Here is a 19,291-nt window from a genome sequence, read left to right as displayed (position 1 = left end):
TTAGAGACAGAGCCGCAAATACCCGCAGGCAAAGGCGCGGCCGGTCATGGGCTTGCCCCCTTCCGGGGTCAGGCGGGAAACCAAGTAGGCGCGGTCGGCACAGGCGATGGCCAGGGCATCGCCGTCCACGCCGAGCATGGTCCCCGGGGCGGTCCCTGGAGGCAGTGTTTCGCCGATGCGGCCGGGATGGATATTGAGGCGCAGACGGCGGCCTTCGTGCTCCCAGAAAAACCAGGTGCCGGGCCAGGGGTGGAAGGCCCGCACGTGGTTATGCACCACGGTGGCGGGCCGGTCCCAGGCAAGAAGCCCTTCTTCCTTGCGCAGTTTGGGGGCGTAGCTTGCCCGCGCATGGTCTTGGGGCAGCCGCATGAGGCGGCCTTGGGCGCGGCGCGTCAGCGCCTCCACCAGCAGCCGGCCGCCCATGTCCGCCAGTTCGTCGTGGAGGGTGGCGGCGGTGTCGTCGATGCCGATGGCCAGGGATCGCTGCAAGAGGATGTCGCCGGTGTCCATGCCGGCGTCCATCTGCATGATGGTGATCCCCGTCACCGGACAGCCGTCCTGGATGGCCCGCTGGATGGGGGCGGCTCCGCGGTAGGCGGGAAGGAGCGATGCGTGGACGTTGATGGCGCCAAGGGGGGCAATGTCCAGCACCGCCTGCGGCAGGATGAGCCCGTAGGCCACCACCACGAAGAGGTCCGCCTGCAGGTCCTTGAGGGCCTGCTGCGCCTCCCGGGTCTTGAGGGTTTCGGGCTGGAGGACGGGGATGGCGTGCTCCAGGGCCAGGACCTTCACCTCCGGCGGTTGGCAGCGGTGGCCGCGGCCGCACGGGCGGTCCGGTTGGGTGACGGCAGCCACCACTTCGGCCCCGTCAAAGGCCACAAGGTGCCGGAGCACGGTGGCCGCGAACTTCGGGGTGCCGAAGAAGGCTATTCGGAGGGGGTGCGCTCTTTCTGTTTGAGCCATTTTTGGAGCCGTTTTTCGTAGAGGGTTCGTTTGAGACGGCTGATGCGGTCGATGAAGAGGATCCCGTCCAGATGGTCGATTTCGTGCTGCAGGCAAATGGCAAACAGTCCGTCCGCGTCTTCCTCGATGGGATTGCCGTCCAGGTCCGTGGCCGAGAGGTGCACCCGTTCGGCCCGGGACACGGTGGTGCGGTAGCCGATCACCGAGAGGCAGCCTTCTTCGGAGTCCACCTCCCCCGCGTGCCCCGAGAGTACGGGGTTGACGAAGACCCTCGGGGCCGTGCGCTCCTTGGGGCCGGAGAGGTCCATGGTCACCAACCGGACGCTCTCGCCCACCTGGGGGGCGGCGAGGCCGATGCCGTCGTTTTGGTACATGAGTTCGAGCATCTCGTGGGCGAGCTGACGGATCTCCTCCGTGACCTCGGCGATGGGCGTGGCCTTTTGGGCGAGCACCGGGTCTGGATAGGTGCGGATGGTGCGGGCCATATCAGGCCTCCTTGGCGGTTTCCCGCAGGCGGATACCGAGTTCCCGCAGCTGCCGCGCCTCCACCGCCGAAGGGGCCTCGGTCATGAGGCACTGGCCTTTTTGTGTCTTGGGGAAGGCGATGACGTCGCGGATGCTGCGCACCCCGGCCAGGAGCATCACCAAGCGGTCCAGGCCGAAGGCAATGCCGCCGTGGGGCGGAGCGCCGAAATGGAGGGCGTCCAGGAGGAAGCCGAATTTGGCGCGGGCCTCTTCGGGGCTGATGCCCAGGGCTGCGAGCATGCGCTCCTGCGTTGCCGCGTCATGGATGCGGATGGAGCCGCCGCCGATTTCATTGCCGTTGAGCACCAGGTCGTAGGCCCGGGCTATGGCCGCGGCCGGATCTTGCGTCAGGGCTTCGGGGTTTTTGGGCGCGGTGAAGGGGTGGTGCATGGCCACCCAGCGTTTTTCGTCGGCATCCCATTCCAGGAGCGGGAAGTCCGTGATCCAGGCGAGGGCCAGGCGGGATTCGTCGATGAGGCCGAAGCGTTCTCCCAGGCGCAGGCGCAACGCCCCCAAGGCGGCGTACACCACCGCCGGTGAGGCGGCCTGGAAGAAGACGATGTCCCCGGGCTTGAGGGTCAAGGCTTCGGTGAGGCCTGCGCGCTCGGCCTCGGAGAGGAACTTGGCGATGGGCGACTGCCAGCCGTCCTCGCGGATCTTGATCCAGGCCAGACCCGCCGCGCCGTAGGTCTTGGCCAGTTCGGTGAAGTCGTCGATTTCCTTGCGGGAGAGCTCGCCGCCGCCGGGTACGGCCAGGGCCTTGACCATGGGGGCGTCGGCAAAGAGCTTGAAGGAAGAGCCGCGCACCAGGTGGGTGACGTCCGTAAGCTCCAGGCCGAAGCGCAGATCCGGCTTGTCCGAGCCGAAGCGGGCCATGGCGTCCGCGTAGGTGAGGCGGGGGAGGGGCAGGACGATGTCTTGGCCCAGGGCCTCGCGCACCATGGTCGCCACCAGGCCTTCGGCCATCTCCATCACCTGGTCTTCATCCACGAAGGACATCTCGATGTCGATCTGGGTGAATTCCGGCTGGCGGTCGGCGCGCAGGTCTTCGTCCCGAAAGCATTTGACGATCTGGTAGTAGCGGTCCAAACCGCCGCACATGAGCAACTGCTTGAAGAGCTGCGGCGACTGGGGCAGGGCGTAGAACTCGCCCGGAGACAGGCGGCTGGGCACCAAAAAGTCCCGCGCGCCCTCCGGGGTGGACTTGGTGAGCATGGGGGTTTCCACTTCCACGAAGTCGAGGCCGCCGAGATAGCGCCGCGCCGCTTGGCAGAGGCGGTGGCGCAGGAGCATGGTGCGGGTCATGGTGGGCCGGCGCAGGTCCAGATAGCGGTATTTGAGGCGCAAGGACTCGGAGACGTCCACCCGGTCTTCGATGGGAAACGGCGGGGTCTTGGAGGTGGCGAGGATCTTGAGTTCGTGGACGTAGACTTCAATCTCCCCCGTCACCAGATTGGGATTGATCATATCCTGGGGCCGCAGGCGCACTTCGCCGCGCACGGCGAGCACGTATTCGGTGCGCAGGCTGTGGGCGCGGGCGTGGGCCTCGGGGGCGAGCTCCGGGGAAAAGACGACTTGGGTCAGCCCGTTGCGGTCACGCAGGTCGATGAAGATGAGGCCGCCATGGTCGCGGCGGTATTGAACCCACCCCATGAGGCAGACCGTGGCGCCCGCATCGGCGGCGGTGAGGGCGGCGCAATGATGGGTGCGGCGCCAGCCGTCCAACTGATCCACAGCACACGAAGAAGTCGTTGTCTCCATTGGGAAATCCTTGAATATGATGTCAGGCTGCCCGAAAACCGAGCGCCTGGGCGAGATCGTCTTGGGCCACCGTGGTCTGGACCCCGGTGGCCATGTCCTTCACCACGATGACCCCGCGGGCCATTTCATCGCCTCCCAAGAGCAGGCAGGTCTTCACTCCCAGCTTGTTGGCCTGGCGCAGATGGGCCTTGGGGCTTTTGGCCTCGAAGGCGGTTTCGCCGCGAAATCCGTGGCGACGCAGGGTTTGTCCCAAAATCAGGGCCGTATCCAAGGCGGTTTCGTCCAAGACCGCGAGGTAAAAGTCCATGGCCTGGTCCGCAAGGGGGGGCAGCAGCAGGGCAAGCCGCTCCATGCCGCAGGCAAAGCCGATGCCCGGCACCGCCGGCCCTCCGAGGGCCGCCACCAGGCCGTCGTAGCGGCCGCCGCCGGCCACAGCGCTTTGGGCCCCGATATCTCCGGAAAGGACCTCGAAGGTGGTGCGCTGATAGTAGTCCAGGCCGCGCACGAGGCGGTGGTTGATGGTGTAGGGCGTGGCTGCGGCGTCGAGGATGGCGCGCACGCGCGCGAAGTGGGCCGCGCATTCCGGGCAGAGGTGGTCGGCGATGCGCGGGGCTGCGGCGGTGACCTCCCGGCAGCCGGGGACCTTGCAGTCGAGCACGCGCAGCGGGTTGGTGGTGGTGCGGCGCCGGCAATCTTCGCACAGGGCGGCGGCGTCGACAGCGTCAAGGAAGTCCCGCAGGGCCTGATGGAAGGTCGGCCGGCACTGGGGGCAGCCCAGGGAATTGAGCTCCAAGGTCAAGGACTGGATGCCCAGACGTTCGAGAAAGGTCCAGAGCATGAGGATGACTTCCGCGTCGGCCTGGGGGGCGCTGGCGCCCAAGACTTCCACGTCCAATTGGTGGAATTGGCGCATGCGGCCTTTTTGCGGGCGCTCGTAGCGGAACATGGGCCCGCAGGTGAAAAGCTTGGTCACGCCTTCGGTGCCGCCGTCTTCGATGAAGGCCCGGAGCACCCCGGCCGTGGCCTCGGGGCGCAGGGTGAGGGATCGGCCTTTGCGGTCGGCAAAGGTGTACATCTCCTTTTGGACCACGTCGGTTTCTTCACCGATGGAGCGGGCAAAGAGCTCGGTGCGTTCCAGGATGGGCACGCGGACTTCTCTGCACCCGTAGGCGCCGAAGACCTCACGGGCCACGGTTTCCATATGGGTAAAGACCGTGCTCTCGGGTGGAAAGAGGTCGGAAAAGCCTTTGATTTTCTGGATTCTTGACATATCGGGGCCACACCTTGAAGGAAAGACAGCTCGTGCGTTTCCACACGATCAGCGTTGAGGAAAGCGACCTTTGCTAGTGCACGACGCCGACATTGTCAAAAAGGAGGATGCCATGCGCGCCGTTGCCTTGGTAGGATGGAAAAAGTCGGGCAAGACCACATTGGCCGTGGCTCTGGCCCAAGAACTTTCCCGTCGCGGCCTGCGGGTGGGCGCGGTGAAGCATTCGCACCACGGGCTCGATGTGCCGGGGAGCGATACTGCGCAGCTTGCCGAGGTGTGCAGCGTGGTGGCGGGGGCGGCCCCCGGGCGGAGCGTCGTATGGTGGGGAGCGGAGCGCTCTCCCCACGACCTTGTGTCCCTGCTGGATGCCCAGGTGCTGCTCGTGGAGGGCGGCAAGGAGTGGGGCTGGCTGCCGCGCATTCTGGTGGCCCCTGGACGTGGCGAAGACCCGGCTGCCTTGGTGACCGGCCGGGAGCTCGGGGTCTTTGGCCCTGCGCCTGTGGCTGGACTTGCCGCCACCCAGGATGTGGCCGTGGTGGCCGACTGGGTATTGGAGCGCGGCTTTGCCTTGGCCGGGCTCGATTGCGGCGCTTGCGGCAAGGATTCCTGTGCCGCGCTTGCCCAGGCCATCGTGGCGGGGCAGGCACGGCCGCGGGAGTGCGTGGCGCAGGCCCCTGCCGTGCGGGTGCGCTGCGGCGGCCGGGATCTGGCCTTGGGCCCCTTTGTGGAGCGTTTGGTGCAAGCCACGCTGCGGGGACTGCTTTCGGAACTCAAAGGGTATGTGCCGGGTCAGCCGGTACGCATCGAGATGGAGTAGATCATGCGCATCGCGATCAAATGTTTCGCCACCCTTGCGCGTTTTGCCCCGTCTGCGGGGGTCGTGGAGCTTCCGGAAGGCGCCCGCGTGCTCGATCTTTTGGCCGCGCTGGGAATTCCGGAAAGCGAAGTCAAGCTGGTGTTCCGCAACAACCGTCACACCGCCGTGGAGACCGTGCTCGCCGATGGTGACGAGGTGCGGCTCTTTCCGGCCGTGGGTGGGGGCTAGCCATGGACGCAGCGGCCATTCTCGCCCGGGCGCGTCGCGATCCTCGGCGGGGTATATCGACCATCGCCATGGCAGACCTTGCGGACCTGGGCGCAGGCCCCCTGGACGCCTTGGCCTGCGGCGTCACCCCGGCCCCGTGGGTGCGCTCGGCCCACAGCATCGATGGGGCGGCGCAGGAGCGCCTGGCCCGGGCCCGAGTGGCGGTGGTGGGTGCCGGCGGGCTTGGCGGCTACGTCATCGAGCTTTTGGCGCGCATGGGCGTGGGGTTTTTGCGGGTGGTGGACGGCGACGCCTTCGAAGAGACCAACATGAACCGCCAGCTTTTGGCCGAACCCGCGACCCTGGGCCGGTCCAAGGCCCAGGTGGCCCAGGAGCGCCTGGCGCGTATCGCCCCGTGGTGCGTCGTGGACGCCCGGGCGGTGTTCGTGGACGCCGGCAATGCTGCAGCGCTCCTTGGCGGTGTGGATGTGGTGCTCGACTGTCTGGGCGGCGTGGACGCCCGTTTGGTGGTGCACGCCGCCTGCGCCGCGGCTTCGGTGCCGGTGGTGGCGGCGGCGGTCGCCGGCTGGACCGTGGTGGTGGGCTCCCAACTGCCGGGCAAACCGGGGATTTCGCTTTTGTGGGCCGACCCTTCTGCTGCGGATGCGGAAGGGCAGCTCGGGAGCCTCGCTCCGGCGGTCGCCATGGCGGCGAGCCTCCAAGCCGCAGAGGCGGTGCAGTATCTCACGACTTCCCGATTGGAGCTCGCGGGCAAGGTCCTGCACGCGGACCTCGGCACGTGGGCATTTTCCATCTATCACATGAGCGAGGACGAATAATGGAACTCATCTTGGCCACAGGAAATCCCGGCAAGGTGCGGGAGATGGCGGCGTTTTTGCAGTCTTGCCTGCCGGGGCTCGTGGTTTTGGGCTTGAACGACGTGGGGCTGACTGCGGACATTCCGGAAACCGGAGATTCTTTCGTGGCCAATGCCCGCATCAAGGCCCACACCGTGGCCAAGGCCACGGGCAAGGTCGCCTTGGCCGATGACTCGGGCCTGTGCGTGGACGCCCTGGGCGGCGCCCCGGGCATCCATTCCGCGCGCTACGCCGGGGAAAAGGCTTCGGACGCCGACAACGTGGCCAAGCTTCTTGCCGCCATGGTGGAAGTGCCTGAGGAAGCGCGGGGCTGCCGTTTCGAGTGCGTGTTGGTGGCGGCCGATCCCCAGGGCCGCGAGGTCATTGCCCGGGGGACGTGGCACGGCCGGGTGCTGTTTGCCCCGCAAGGAAGCGGCGGCTTTGGATATGACCCGATCTTTTGGGACCCGGAGCTTGCGCAAAGCGCGGCCGAGCTCCCCCTCTCCCTCAAAAATCAGCGCAGCCACCGCGGCGCCGCCCTGCAGGACTTGGCGCGGCAATGGGCCGCGGTGGAACGGCTCCTGCGCGAAACCCAAGGATAAACGTCATGTGCGGCATTATTGGATATACCGGACACCGGCCGGCGGTGCCGGTGATCATGGACGGGCTGCGGCGGCTGGAATACCGCGGCTACGACTCCGCGGGGCTGGCCTTCGTGGAAGGACGCTGCCTGCGGGTGCTGCGCGCCGAGGGCAAGCTCGCGGCCCTGGACGCCTGCTTGGAAGGCCAGGACTGTTCGCTCGCCCTCTTCGGCATCGGACATACGCGCTGGGCCACCCATGGTCTGCCCGTGGTGCGCAATGCCCATCCCCATCAGGACGCCTCGGGCCGGTTCGCTTTGGTGCATAACGGCATCATCGAAAATTACGCCGAGCTCAAGGCGGAACTGCAGGCCCAAAAAGTGCTCTTCGTCTCGGATACGGACACCGAGGTGCTGGTGCAGCTTCTGGCCCGGGAAGTTACGGCCTTTGGCGACGTGCGCCGGGGCATTGCCGCGGCCCTTGCCCGGGTGGAAGGGGCGTATGCCTTTGCCCTCATCGACCGCGAGAGCCCGGGGGTGGTGTGGGCCGGACGCCAGGCCAGCCCCTTGGTGCTGGGCGTGGGCGTGGGCGAACACTTCGTGGCCTCGGACATCCCGGCATTCTTGCCCTTTACCCGGGACGTGGTCTTTTTGGACGACGGCGACGTGGTGGAGATGCGTCCGGATGCGTGGACGGTGTTCGACGCCCGCACCTTGGCGCCTCGGGACAAGGCCGTGACGTGCATCTCCTGGGACGTGCAGGCCGCGCAGAAGGGTGGGTTCAAGCATTTCATGCTCAAGGAGATCCTGGAACAGCCGCGGGTGGTGCGCGACGCCGTGGCCGGCCGGGTGCGGGGCGGGAGCGTAGTGCTGCCGGAGTTGGAAGGGCTCGCCCGGCCTGAGCGGCTGGTTGTGGTGGCCTGCGGTACCTCCTGGCATGCGGGGTTGTGGGGCCGGTATCTCATGGAGTCCATGGCGAACATCCCCACCCAGGTGGAAGTGGCCTCGGAGTTCCGCTACGGCGGCTTTGTGGTGCGGCCTTCGGATACGGTGCTGGTCATCAGCCAGTCGGGTGAGACCGCCGACACCCTGGCCGCCCTGCGCATGGCCCGGCAGGCCGGCGCCACGGTGCTCGGCGTCTGCAACGTGGTGGGGTCGTCCATTGCCCGGGAGGCGCAGCGCGTCCTCTACACCCAGGCCGGCCCGGAGATCAGCGTGGCCTCCACCAAGGCCATGACCTCGCAGATGCTGGTGCTCCTCCTCCTTGCCCTCTACTGGGGGAGGGAGCGCCTTGCCGCCTCCCAGCGGGAAGCCATCCTGCATGGCCTTTCGGCGTTGCCGGAGATCTTGGAGGCGACCTTGCCGGGGCTGCGCCACGAGGCCCAGAGTCTGGCCCGGGAGTACGCCGCGGCCCGGGGCTGCTTTTATTTGGGCCGTGGACCCATGTTTCCCTTGGCCTTGGAAGGGGCCCTCAAGCTCAAGGAGATTTCCTATATCCACGCCGAAGGCTACGCCGCCGGCGAGATGAAGCATGGCCCCATCGCCTTGGTGGATTCTGAGTTTCCCACCGTGGCGGTGTGCCTGCGTGACGAACTTTTGCCCAAGATGCGCTCCAACCTTCAGGAAGTGGCGGCCCGGGGCGGGCGTATCCTCGCCATCACCAATCCCGGGGTGGAGGTTCCGGCCGCCCATGTCTGGGCCGTGCCCGAGGTCCCCGCGCCGTTGGGGGCGTTCATGGTCTTGCCGGCTTTGCAACTTTTTGCCTACGAGGTGGCCGTGTATCTTGGCTGTGACGTGGACCAACCCCGAAATCTCGCCAAAAGCGTGACGGTGGAATGATGGCCTACCGATGGATCTTCGTCGTGGTGGTGTGGCTGGCGGCCGCACCCCCGGCGCTGGCTGCAGGCTCGTATGGGGACGCCGTGCAGGATTTTCAGGCGCTCTCTCAAGACGCGGTGCGTGCCAACCGCCGTGACCTGTGGATCGCCCTCTCAGAGCGTTTTCGGCGCCTGGGAGAAAGCGCGCCGTCGGCGGACGAGCGGGTCAAGGCCTTGTGGTACGCGGCCCGAGCCTGGGAGGAGATCGCCCGGCGGTCGCACCTCGCCATGGACGCCCGCCGGGCGGCCGATGCCTACGGCCAGGTGGTCTCTCGGGCGCCGACCCATCGCCTGGCCGATGACGCCGCCCTGAACCAGGCCCTGCTTTTGGCCAAGGTCGGAGATGTGGGCGCAGCCCGCAGCGTCTTGGAACACCTGATCGTGCAGTTTCCCCAAGGGGACATGGTGCCCCAGGCCCGGCGTGAGCTTGCCCGCTTGGGCGGAACCGCGCCCAAGACTTCGCCGCCTACCTTCTCGTCCAAGGCCGCGTCTTCGTCGTCTTCAAAAGGTGGCCCCTCGGCGAAATCTTCTCCTCGATCTGTCACGAAAAAGCAAAAAAAACAGGCAGGAAGCCTGGTAGAGCAGCTCGGGCTCACGGTGCGCACGGTGGTGATCGACGCCGGCCACGGTGGCAAGGATCCCGGGGCCATGGCGCATGGCCTGCGGGAAAAGGACATCAACCTGCGTATGGCCCGGATTCTCGGCCCGCTCCTGGAAGACCACGGGTTCCGGGTGGTCTACACCCGCACCAAAGATGCCTACCTTTCCTTGGACAAACGCACCCGCCTTGCCAATGCCGCCAAGGGCGATCTCTTCCTTTCCATTCATTGCAATGCCCATACGGACACATCCGTTCAGGGATTTGAACTCTACTATCTCGACTTGGCCACGGACAAACAGGCCATTCGGGTGGCTGCACGAGAAAATGGCGTGTCGGAGAAAAAGATCAGCGATATGCAGCTCATTCTCTCGGATCTCTTGCTGCATTCCAAGATTGATGAATCCAAGACATTGGCTCGTGTGGTGCAAAAACAAGTGATGAGCTTGGCGGGAAGAAAGTTCGGTCTTCAAGATCATGGCGCGCGCGGTGCATTCTTCTACGTCCTCACCGGGGTGCGCATGCCTGCGGTTTTAGTGGAATTGGGATATATCACCCATGCCGAGGAGGCGCGGCGTCTGGCAAGTGATGCCTATTTGCGGACCATGGCCCAATCGCTGGCCCAAGGTGTAGTGGCGTATACAAAACAATTGGAGCGATTCGCCCAAGGAAAGACGGGCGGGGGATCCTGATGCATTTTCCAACTGGTGTGGTGCTCAATGCCGGGGCCATTATCCTCGGCTCGCTTATCGGTTTACTGCTTCATGGCAAATTGCCGGAACGCATTCGTACCGTTGTGTTTCAGGGCCTTGGACTGTGCGTGCTCATCATCGGCATCCAAATGGCTCTGCAGGCGCAAAACGGTCTCTTTGTGGCGTTGAGTGTCCTGGTGGGCGGCATTGTCGGCGAACTCTTGCGGCTGGAAGAAGGGCTGGAATCCCTTGGGAACGGAGTCAAACGCCTGGTCCGTTCTTCCAATGCCCAGTTTACGGACGGCTTGGTGAGCGCCTCGCTGCTTTTTTGCGTGGGCGCCATGGCCATCGTGGGGTCTCTGGACGAGGGGCTGCGCGGAGACGGGACGGTCTTGGCCACGAAGAGTCTGCTCGATGGGTTTTCTTCCATTGCGCTTGCTTCGACATATGGCCTGGGGGTGGCGTTTTCTGCGCTGCCGGTGCTCCTCTATCAGGGCGGCATCGCGCTTGCGGCAAGTGCGGTGCAGGATATGGTCTCCCCCATGCTCATGGCGCAGATTACGGGAACCGGTGGGGTGCTCATTGCGGGCATCGGGCTTTCGCTTTTGGGCGTGGTGCGTGTGCGCCTGGCGAGCCTGCTTCCAGCCTTGGTGGTGGTTGTACCGATTACGTTGTGGGCGGGGTGACGCCCTCGGGACATCGTATGGGGCGTCGGGAGACGTGGGCCGGGCGCGTTTGGAGAGAGGAGGATGGTTGATGGGAACGCTCCTGATCGTGGATGATGAGCCCGCCATCCGGCAGAGCCTGCAGGGCTATTTTCAGGACCTGGGCTTTCAGGTGCGCACCGCGGCCTCCGCGGAAGAGGTCTTGGCCATGGACGGTTTGGATGCCGTGGATGCGGTGATCATGGACATCCGCCTGCCCGGCCAAGACGGTGTTGGCTGCATGCGAGCCTTGGCGGCCCGGTTTCCGCGGATACGTTTTGTGGTACACACCGGTTCCCTGGATTTTGCGCTGGGGGAAGAGGAGGCTTTTTTGGGGATCTCGGAAGAACAGGTCTTCCTCAAGCCTGTGCCGGACTTGGAGATGCTGCGTGTTGCCCTGGAGCGTCTGGGGGTGCAGCCGTGAGCGCGCGGGTCTTGGTGGTGGACGACGAGCCCTTGCTGCGGGCCGCTGTTGCCATGAGCCTGGGAGACCACGGCTTTACCGTGGACGAAGCCCCGGACGGCGAGGCCGGTTGGGAGCGCTTTGTGGCCTTTGCGCCGGACGTGAGCCTGGTGGATCTGCGCATGCCGCGCCTTGATGGCCTGGGTCTTGTGCAGCGCATCGTCCGGCACGACCCCGATGCCGCGGTGGTGGTGGTCTCTGCCGCTGGAGAAGCGGCGGACGTCATCGCCGCCTTGCGCGTTGGGGCGTGGGACTATCTCATCAAGCCGGTGGCGGACATGGGCATGCTGCTTCATGCCGTGGAGCGCGCCCTGGAGCGCCGGCGCCTGATCCGCCAAAATCGGCAGTACCAAGCCGAGCTGGAAGCATCGCTGCAGCAGCTGCGCTGCGCCCAGGAAGAGGCCATTGCTGCAGCCAAGATGGCCGCGGTGGGGGATTTGGTGGCTGGGGTGGCCCATGCGGTGAACACGCCTCTCGGCGTCGGGCTCACGGCGGCGAGCCTCATGGCGGAACGCAGTCGGATCCTTGCGGCGGACTTGCAGCGCGGGAGCCTTTCCCGCTCGGAGCTGGACCGGGGCCTGCGCCTCTTGGCCGACACGGGCGAGACCTTGGTCGCCAGTTTGCGTCAGGCCGCCAGCGTCGTGGAAAGTCTGGGCAAGCTGGCGGCGGATCAACAGCGGGAAGACCCGGTGGACGTGGAGCTTTCCACGTATCTCACGCAAATGGCCTTGAGCCTTGCCCCGCAGGTGGAGGCCGCCGGCCACCATCTGGAGGTGCGCTGCGCGGCCCCGCTCTGGGTGCGGGTGCCTCCGGGGGCCATCATGCAAATCCTTTTGCAACTGGTGCGCAACAGCCTCGATCACGGGCTTTGCGGACTGCCTTCGGGGCAATCCATTACGATTGCAGCGGATTTTACTCCTTCCGGCCGGGTGGTGCTGCGCTGCTGCGACTCGGGCCGTGGGATTCCGGCAGAGCTCCTTTCCCGCATTTTCGAGCCGTTTTTCTCCACCACCCCAGGGGCGCGGCATCCGGGCCTTGGCCTTGCCATCGCCCATGCCTTGGCCACCCACGCTTTGGGGGGCCGTCTCTGGGTGGAAGCCGTGCCCCAGGGCGCGTGCTTCGTGCTGGAGTTCCCCTGCCGGAGGTAGCTGTCGGCATCCCTGGCGCGGGCGAGATGCTACCGGGTGGTCGGGCCGGGTGGTCGGGCCTATGGACGAATCGTGTCGTTTTGAGCTAACGCTGTCTGCATTCTAATCCACGGGATGCACCGCTTGGGCAATATCGCGGTGCAGTAGAAGCGAGACAGGAGGACGCGGATGCGGATTCGTTTGTTCGCCAAGATCATGGCCATGATGGGGGTCGCCGTGCTGGTGACCGGTGTCAGTATTTTTGTGGTCACGGACCGGCTGGCCAATGAGGCCTTGGACGACATCATGGTGCAGTCCATCGCCTCGTTCCAGCGCACCGTGAACCAACGCATCGAGGATTTGCTGCAAACACACCGGGAGGAGGCCGAACTCTTGGCCGGTCGTCCGGACTTGGCCGCTGCCGTGGCCGCCGGCGATGCCGCGGCGGTGCGCGCCATCGTGATGCCGGCCATGCGGAGCATGGGGGCGGAGGTCATCACCGTGGCCAATGCCCAAGGGGTGGTGGTGGCCCGCGCCCATTCGGACAAGCGCGGCGACAGCGTCGCCGGGCAGGTCAACGTGGAACGGGCGCTGCAGGGCGAGGTGAGCGCCGGCGTGGAGCCGGGGAACGTGGTGGCGTTTTCGCTGCGCGCCGGTGCCCCCGTGCGCCTTGATGGTCGCATCGTGGGGTGCGTGACCGTGGGGATGAATCTTACCGCCGAGGCCTTCGTGGACGGCATCAAGGCGCTGACCGGCCTGGAAGCCACGGTGTTTCAAAACGACACCCGGGTCATGACCACCATCGTGCGTGACGGCAAACGCGCCATCGGCACCAAGATGGACAATCCCAAGGTGCTCGAGACGGTCATCACTCGCGGTGAGATCTTTCTTGCCCGCAATACCATCCTCGGCAAAGAGTACGAGACCGCCTACTGGCCCATCCGTGATCCTCACGGTAAGATCGTGGGTATGTGGTTCATCGGCCAGCCGCGGGACGTCGTTCTGCAGGCTCGGGCAGGCATGGAGCGGGCCATGTTCTTGGCAACGTTGGGAGTGGCCTTGGCCATGCTTGGTGTGGGGGCCTGGTTTGCCCGCACCCTCACCCGGCCTTTGGGCGAGGCCACGAGCTTCGCCGTGGCGGTGAGCCAAGGAGAGATGGGACGGGAGTTGGGCGTGCGCCGGGATGATGAGATCGGCATCTTGGCCGATGCCTTGCGCCGCATGCTGGAGCAGCTGCGCGCCCAGATACAGGCCGCACAGGAGCAGACCGCTCGGGCCGAAGCCCAGGCCCGGCAGGCGGAAGAAGCCATGCGTCTGGCCCAGGAGGCGCAGGCCGAGGCCGAGGCCGCCCGCCGCGAAGGGATGCTGGAGGCCGCAGCGCATATCAGCATGCTCGTGGATCGGTTGGGGTCCGCTTCCCAGGAGCTGGCGGCCCAGGTGGAGCAGTCCAGCCGCGGGGCCGAGGTGCAGCGTGACCGCGCACGCCAGGTGTTCACGGCCATGGAGCAGATGAACGCCTCGGTCTTGGAAGTGGCGCAGAACGCCTCGCGGGCGGCCTCTTCGGCGGAAGAGGCGCGCAGTATCGCCGGCACGGGCCAGGAAGGGGTGGACTTGCTGCAAAAGGCCGTGGGCACTGTGGACGGCTTGGCCCAGGCCATGAAGACGAGCCTTGCCGAACTGGGCACCCAAGCCGAGGGCATCGGCCGGGTGGTGGATGTCATTGCCGATATTGCGGACCAGACCAATCTCCTTGCCCTCAACGCCGCCATCGAAGCCGCCCGTGCTGGTGATGCGGGCCGCGGCTTTGCCGTGGTGGCGGACGAGGTGCGCAAGCTGGCGGAAAAGACCATGGCCGCCACCAAGGAAGTGGGCGCGGCCATCAGCGCCATTCAGGCCAAGACCCGGGAAAACGTGGGTCGCATGGAGGAAACCGCCGCTGCCGTGGCTGCGGCCATGAGCCGGGCGGAGGACTCCCGCAAGGCCCTGGAGGGCATCGTGGCCCGGGCCCAGGACACCTCGGATCAGATCCGCGCCATTGCCACGGCGGCGGAAGAGCAGAGCGCCTCCAGCGAGGAAATCCATCGCGCCACCACCGAAATGCAGCAGGTGGCCGAGGAGACGGCCCGGGCCATGACCCAGGCCGCGGAGGCAGTGAGCGAACTGGCGCGGGCGGCTCAGGAACTGCAAACTCTGGTGGCGCAGATGCGCCAGGCATAGCGGCGCTGTATCAGAGCCACAATGCAACGCGCCCCCCGTTTGGGGGGCGTTTGCCGTTTGTGGACTGTAACGTTGGCGCGGGTGTCGGCGTGCCTGGGACTACTTGGCAAAGGGGCACTTGGGGTAGGTGCAGATGTCGCACCCGAGGCAGATGCCGCCTTCGGCCATCTGCGCCAGATCCTGGCGGGTGATGGGAACGCCCGCCAGAAGCCGGGGGAGCAGCACGTCCAGGCTGGTGGTCTTGAAGAACAGGGCGCAGGCAGGGACCCCAAGGACTTGAACGTCTCCCACACGGCCGATCAAGGTCATGGCCCCGGGGAGCAGTGGCGCCCCGTGCAGGACGTCAGTGAGCCCCGCGTCCATCAGCCCCGGCAAGGTGACGTCGTCGGGGTCCACGGATAGCCCGGCGGTGGTGATGATGAGATCTGCGCCAGCGTCCACAAGCTCGGCCACGGCTGCGGCGATGGCCGTCCTTTGGTCCGGGGCAAAGCGCACGGCCACCACGTGCGAGCCCAGGGCTTCGACTTTGCCGCGCACGATGGGGGCAAAGCGGTCCTCGATGAGGCATTGGAAAACCTCGGTGCCGGTGACGAGGATGCCCACGCGCGCCGGACGCAGGGGATGGACGGCAAGCAGCGGCCCTTCCCCCAAGGCCGCCAGGGCGCGCTGGAAGAGGTCGCGGGAGAGATACAAGGGGATGGCCCGGGTACCGCCGAGGATGCGGCCTGCCTCGACCACGCTGCCGCTTTGGCGGGTGGCGCACATCACCTGGGGCACGAGGTTGAAGGCCACCAGCCGTTGCCGGTCCACCCAGAGGAGCCCGGGATGGCTGGCGAAGAAATCCAGCCGGCCTTCCTTGGGCGCATCGCTGACGCGTACCCCAGGGCCTGCCATGCGGGCGGCAAAGGCGCGGACCGCCTCGTTTTCGTGGACCGCTGCGGCAGGGGCGCTCTCCTCCACGTACACATGCATCCGCCCCATCTGCTGCAGCCGACAGATATCGCCGGCGGTAATCTCTTGGCCGGCACGAAACGCCGGGCCTTTGACCTTTCCAGGGATGATCTGGGTCATGTCGTGGAGCACCCGTTTGCCCACGGCCTCGGCCAGGGGCACGGCCTGGAGCTGGACGGTCTCCGGACCGGCCTCCAGATACGGGGCTTCGCCCTGGCAGCCGCGGCACACTGCCCCGTCATTGGCGGGATAGGCCTCGGCGCACACCGGGCAGATGGCGATGGCGGACATGGAGCGGTGCCCCAGGAAGCGCTTGGGCACGGTCACGGGCTGCTGCATGAGAATACTGTCTCCAGCGGCTTCGATCTCGCGGAAGAGCGCCTCGGTGTCCTGCTGCGCCTTGGGGGTTTGCTTGAGAAACCAGCCGCGGATGTGGGGCCACGCATCGAGGGCAGGCACGTGGACGTGAACCCGGGTGCCGACGCCGGTGTACTTGTCATACAGGGTGACGGCATAGCGGCCGAGGTTGATGACCTTCATCCAGCCGTTGCCGGTGCTGCAGAGGGTAAGCAGCTGCACGGCGTCGGGCAGGCATTTTTTGGTCTCCACGATGGCCTCGAACAGGGTGCCCTCGGGGAGTGCGGCCTTGGCCCGTTCCACCATGTAGCCGCCAATGAGCAGCCCGGGCGCGGGATAGCCGTGGAAGGCCGCGGCCATGGCCTTGAATTCGTCGAAGGAGTACGGTCCGATGTGCATGGGGTGCCTCAAAAAAAGGAGGGGCAACGCCCCTCCGGTGGTGCATTGCGAAGTACGCTTCAGGCGCGGACCACCTTGACCCGGCTTTGGTAGAAGACCGCGCTGGCCCCTACAGGATCCACCAGGCCGGTATTGCCGAGCACCGGGTCCACGCGCATGGCGGCATTGCCATGGAAACCTCGGGCGCGGCGGGGATCTCCGGCGATGGAGACCCCGTCGATGACCATGTCCCCGGCACCATTGGCCCAGTGGCCAAAACCCAAGGGGAAGGCCACGACGCCTGGGCGCAGACCCTGTACCACTTTGACTTTACCTCGCATGGGTTTGGTGCGGCCATGGCCCAAGTCCCAAACACCGTTGGGATTGGTGGGCGAGATGAGCATGACCTCGTCCCCGTTTTTGAGCCCGAGACGGGCGGCGTCTTCTGCCGCCATTTCCACGAAGCCTTCGGGAAGGATGGCGTCCAGCCAATAGTCGGGGATGGTGCGGCTCTTGGTTTGGGAGATGGTCTTATAGGTGATGAGGGTGAATGGGAATCCATTTTTGGCGTCTTCCAGGACATTACCCATGCAATCCACCGGATTCGGCATCCAGAAGGCATGGGGCACGTAGGGCTTGCCGGTCATGGAGTATTTGGTGAGTGCTAGCTTCTCCATGTAGATTCCGACCATTTTGCCATATTTGTTGGCCACTTGATCGCCTTTGTACGCTTTGGCGTATTCCTGGAATCGGCCGCCGCGGTTGAGGACGGTGATCACATGGGGCCATAGTTCTGGGCCGACGATGGCCTTCCAGCGCTCGGGATGGAAAACGGTCTCTGGCAGGTGGCTGCGGGCGGCAAGAAAGAGGCGTTCCTCTTCCGCAGAGGCTGCAGGCACCTTGTCCGAGCCATCGGCCTTTTCCCCAAAGGCGACGTTGGCCACCATGCGCAGGTAGAGGTCTTCCATGCGAGTGAAGTGCTTGCCTTCTCCCCAAGCGTTGGGGCCGAAGTTGGGGAGTTTGAGGGCCTCGGCCATGGCGAGAAGGGTGGATTCCAGGCATAGCGGCATCTTCTCTCCGTATACCGTCACCGTCTCCGTCATGGGGGCGGCTGCTGGCTGGCGGATGGGGGCTACTTTGCAGCTCATGGATGGATGGGAGCCGGAAAACTCCCAACGCTCCAGGTAGGTGAGGTCCGGGAAGATATAGTCCGCGTACATGCTGGTCTCGACTACGGTGATGTCTGAGGCGATGAAGAGCGGAATCTTCTTGGGGTCCTTGAGGATTTCCACCAGGGCGTGACCTGCGGGCAGGGCGTACACCGGCGTGCCCATGTAGAGAAAGAGGCACTTGATCTGGTAGGGGTACATGTCTCCCGCGCTGGGAATGACTTCCTGGTAGATGTCGCTGGCAAAGGGATACCAAACCCGTTTGGAAGGGTAGCCGGCAAAGAGGGTGGTCTTGTCGTAGGCGACTCCGTGGCGGATGATGGAGATGCCCCAGGGCGAGAGCTTGGGCCCCTTGGTCACGGGATAGGGCATGCCTTCTTTGGAGCCCGTAGTGTTGTAGGTGGCGACCTTGATCATCCCCCCGGTCCAGTCGTGATTGCCGATGAGGACGTTGACGGTCATCCAGGTGAGGACGTTGTAGAAGCCGATGGTGTGCTGCGAGGCGCCGCGGTGGATGTCCGCTGCGGCGCGCTTGCCGTGGCTGGTGAATTCCCGGGCGACTTCGGCGATATCCGCTTCCGGCAGTCCGCAGATTTCCGCCCATTGGGAAAGGGTGCGGGAGAAGGCCGTTTCTTTGGAGATCTGCAGGACGCTTTTGACCTTTTTGCCGGCGATCTCGGCGTCCACCAAGAGATCACCGGTGACGGGATCGGTCTCGCTATTGGGGTCGAAGAATCGGGGCTCAGAGCCTTGAAGGGTGACGAAGGCGTCGAACTCCCTCGTCTGCTCAGGGTGTTTGCTCGATGGCCGTATCTCTTTGGGGCGGCCCAGGTCCGAAGCCCGCAGGAACCGGCCAGGAGTCCCGTCGTCGTTCATGAGTACCAGCCAGCAGGCCTGCGTCCAGGTGGGCTCTCCGCTGGCCTTGGCTGCGGCTTTGTTGGCATTGGCCAGATAGCGGGCATCGTAGCGTTCGTTTTCGATGATCCAGCGGATCATGGGCCTGCCCCAGGGCACCGACCGCCTCAGGGGCTACGGGAAGCCATTTCCACGCCCGTCCTGCAGTCTTGGAGCAGCGGGGGTCCACCACGGCGATCTTGCGGCCTTTGTCCACCATGCCTTGGGTGATCTTGCCGGCGCGCATGGGTGGGCCGTAGTTGGCCTCATAGGGGCTTGCGCCCACGAAGAGGAGGAACTCGGCGTTGCCCGTGTCTGCCTGCCAATAGAACTTGCTGCCATCGGTGAATTTCCCTTCGACAAACTGGTCGCTCATGGCCTTGCAGGTGAAGTAGAGCGACCCCTGGCAGACGGTGGTGTGCCCGTGGGTATTGGTGGTGCCGAGACCATCGCGGAAAAAGCGGCTGATGAACTCGCCGCGTCCACCCTTTTGGCGTCCCCAGTAGTAGCAAATCTGATTGTTTTTGGGGCCGAGGTCCGGGTGTTGGGGATCGATAAGATACTTGAGGTTGTCGGCATGCTTGGCCTGGAATTCTTCCAGGGTCATCTTTTTGGCAGCCACATTCTTGGCATCCTCGGCCAAGGCCTTGTGGACCGCAGGATCCCGCAAGGCGGCCAGATCGGCAATGCCCTCCACGTGCCCTTCGCCAAAAAGGTTTCCTCCGAAGACGACCTCCTTGATGGCCTGGTCGAAGGGGATGCTGATCCATTTGTTTTCTCCGCGCTTGCCTGCGCGCTTGAGGACTTTGACGATGCGGTAGGGGTCGTAGAGGGTCTGGATGCCCGCAAATCCCTTGGGGCACAGCGCGGCATCCATGGCGGCG

The 19,291-nt window shown here is 65.3% G+C and carries 17 protein-coding genes; 10 read left to right on the top strand and 7 right to left on the bottom strand.

Annotated features, from left to right (window positions below; genetic code table 11):
- The 4 genes from fmt to hisS are packed head-to-tail and all read right to left on the bottom strand — an operon-like array spanning position 1 to position 4,519.
- Positions 1–963, bottom strand: coding sequence for a methionyl-tRNA formyltransferase (gene fmt / locus BR00_RS11255; RefSeq protein WP_496477692.1), 963 nt, complete (start codon positions 961–963; stop codon positions 1–3).
- Complete coding sequence (gene def, locus BR00_RS11250) at positions 927–1,448, bottom strand: peptide deformylase (protein WP_496477691.1); 522 nt, start codon at positions 1,446–1,448, stop codon at positions 927–929. The genes fmt and def overlap by 37 nt, the downstream gene beginning before the upstream one ends.
- A gap of 1 nt (position 1,449) precedes the next feature.
- A complete protein-coding gene (aspS, locus tag BR00_RS11245) occupies positions 1,450–3,249 on the bottom strand; it encodes an aspartate--tRNA ligase (protein ID WP_496477690.1) in 1,800 nt (599 codons plus the stop codon).
- A gap of 22 nt (positions 3,250–3,271) precedes the next feature.
- Positions 3,272–4,519, bottom strand: coding sequence for a histidine--tRNA ligase (gene hisS, locus BR00_RS11240; protein WP_496477689.1), 1,248 nt, complete (start codon positions 4,517–4,519; stop codon positions 3,272–3,274).
- Between the two features lie 112 nt (positions 4,520–4,631).
- Here hisS and BR00_RS11235 point away from each other — a divergent pair, with 112 nt between their 5' ends.
- The 10 genes from BR00_RS11235 to BR00_RS11190 all read left to right on the top strand — a co-directional run bounded on the left by BR00_RS11235 (position 4,632) and on the right by BR00_RS11190 (position 14,658).
- Positions 4,632–5,336: a molybdopterin-guanine dinucleotide biosynthesis protein MobB gene (locus tag BR00_RS11235; protein WP_496477688.1), complete on the top strand. Its 705-nt coding sequence runs from the start codon at positions 4,632–4,634 to the stop codon at positions 5,334–5,336.
- Positions 5,337–5,339: 3 nt separating this feature from the next.
- Positions 5,340–5,564, top strand: a complete 225-nt coding sequence (locus BR00_RS11230) for a MoaD/ThiS family protein (protein ID WP_496477687.1) — start codon at positions 5,340–5,342, stop codon at positions 5,562–5,564.
- A gap of 2 nt (positions 5,565–5,566) precedes the next feature.
- Positions 5,567–6,382: a HesA/MoeB/ThiF family protein gene (locus BR00_RS11225; RefSeq protein WP_496477686.1), complete on the top strand. Its 816-nt coding sequence runs from the start codon at positions 5,567–5,569 to the stop codon at positions 6,380–6,382.
- A complete protein-coding gene (gene rdgB, locus BR00_RS11220; RefSeq protein WP_496477685.1) occupies positions 6,382–7,002 on the top strand; it encodes an RdgB/HAM1 family non-canonical purine NTP pyrophosphatase in 621 nt (206 codons plus the stop codon). The genes BR00_RS11225 and rdgB overlap by 1 nt, the downstream gene beginning before the upstream one ends.
- Before the next feature lie 5 nt (positions 7,003–7,007).
- Complete coding sequence (gene glmS / locus BR00_RS11215) at positions 7,008–8,819, top strand: glutamine--fructose-6-phosphate transaminase (isomerizing) (RefSeq protein ID WP_496477684.1); 1,812 nt, start codon at positions 7,008–7,010, stop codon at positions 8,817–8,819.
- Positions 8,816–10,147 carry an N-acetylmuramoyl-L-alanine amidase gene (locus BR00_RS11210; RefSeq protein ID WP_496477683.1) on the top strand — a complete coding sequence of 444 codons (1,332 nt, stop codon included), beginning with the start codon at positions 8,816–8,818 and terminating at the stop codon, positions 10,145–10,147. The genes glmS and BR00_RS11210 overlap by 4 nt, the downstream gene beginning before the upstream one ends.
- The gene (locus BR00_RS11205) at positions 10,147–10,833 is read left to right on the top strand and encodes a DUF554 domain-containing protein (protein WP_496477682.1); all 687 of its coding nucleotides are present in this window, start codon (positions 10,147–10,149) and stop codon (positions 10,831–10,833) included. The genes BR00_RS11210 and BR00_RS11205 overlap by 1 nt, the downstream gene beginning before the upstream one ends.
- 70 nt (positions 10,834–10,903) lie before the next feature.
- On the top strand, positions 10,904–11,275 hold the full coding sequence (locus tag BR00_RS11200; protein ID WP_496477681.1) for a response regulator: 372 nt from the start codon (positions 10,904–10,906) through the stop codon (positions 11,273–11,275).
- Entirely contained in the window at positions 11,272–12,462 is a 1,191-nt protein-coding gene (locus BR00_RS11195; protein ID WP_496477680.1) for a sensor histidine kinase, read from the top strand. The genes BR00_RS11200 and BR00_RS11195 overlap by 4 nt, the downstream gene beginning before the upstream one ends.
- Before the next feature lie 168 nt (positions 12,463–12,630).
- The gene (locus BR00_RS11190; RefSeq protein WP_496477679.1) at positions 12,631–14,658 is read left to right on the top strand and encodes a methyl-accepting chemotaxis protein; all 2,028 of its coding nucleotides are present in this window, start codon (positions 12,631–12,633) and stop codon (positions 14,656–14,658) included.
- A gap of 99 nt (positions 14,659–14,757) precedes the next feature.
- Here the strand turns inward: BR00_RS11190 and BR00_RS11185 are convergent, their stop codons facing one another.
- The 3 genes from BR00_RS11185 to BR00_RS11175 form a co-directional block, all read right to left on the bottom strand.
- Positions 14,758–16,365 (bottom strand): FmdE family protein, encoded by a 1,608-nt coding sequence (locus tag BR00_RS11185; protein ID WP_496477678.1) that lies wholly within the window; start codon positions 16,363–16,365, stop codon positions 14,758–14,760.
- 59 nt (positions 16,366–16,424) lie between these two features.
- Entirely contained in the window at positions 16,425–16,934 is a 510-nt protein-coding gene (locus BR00_RS11180) for a molybdopterin dinucleotide binding domain-containing protein (protein WP_496477734.1), read from the bottom strand.
- Positions 16,935–18,300: 1,366 nt separating this feature from the next.
- Positions 18,301–19,284 carry a hypothetical protein gene (locus tag BR00_RS11175; RefSeq protein ID WP_496477677.1) on the bottom strand — a complete coding sequence of 328 codons (984 nt, stop codon included), beginning with the start codon at positions 19,282–19,284 and terminating at the stop codon, positions 18,301–18,303.
- Positions 19,285–19,291: the final 7 nt, after the last annotated feature.

The sequence above is a fragment of the Thermodesulfomicrobium thermophilum DSM 16697 genome (assembly GCF_059568695.1).
The sequence above is the reverse complement of the archived record's forward strand: the minus strand, read 5'-3'. Positions and strand labels throughout refer to the sequence as shown.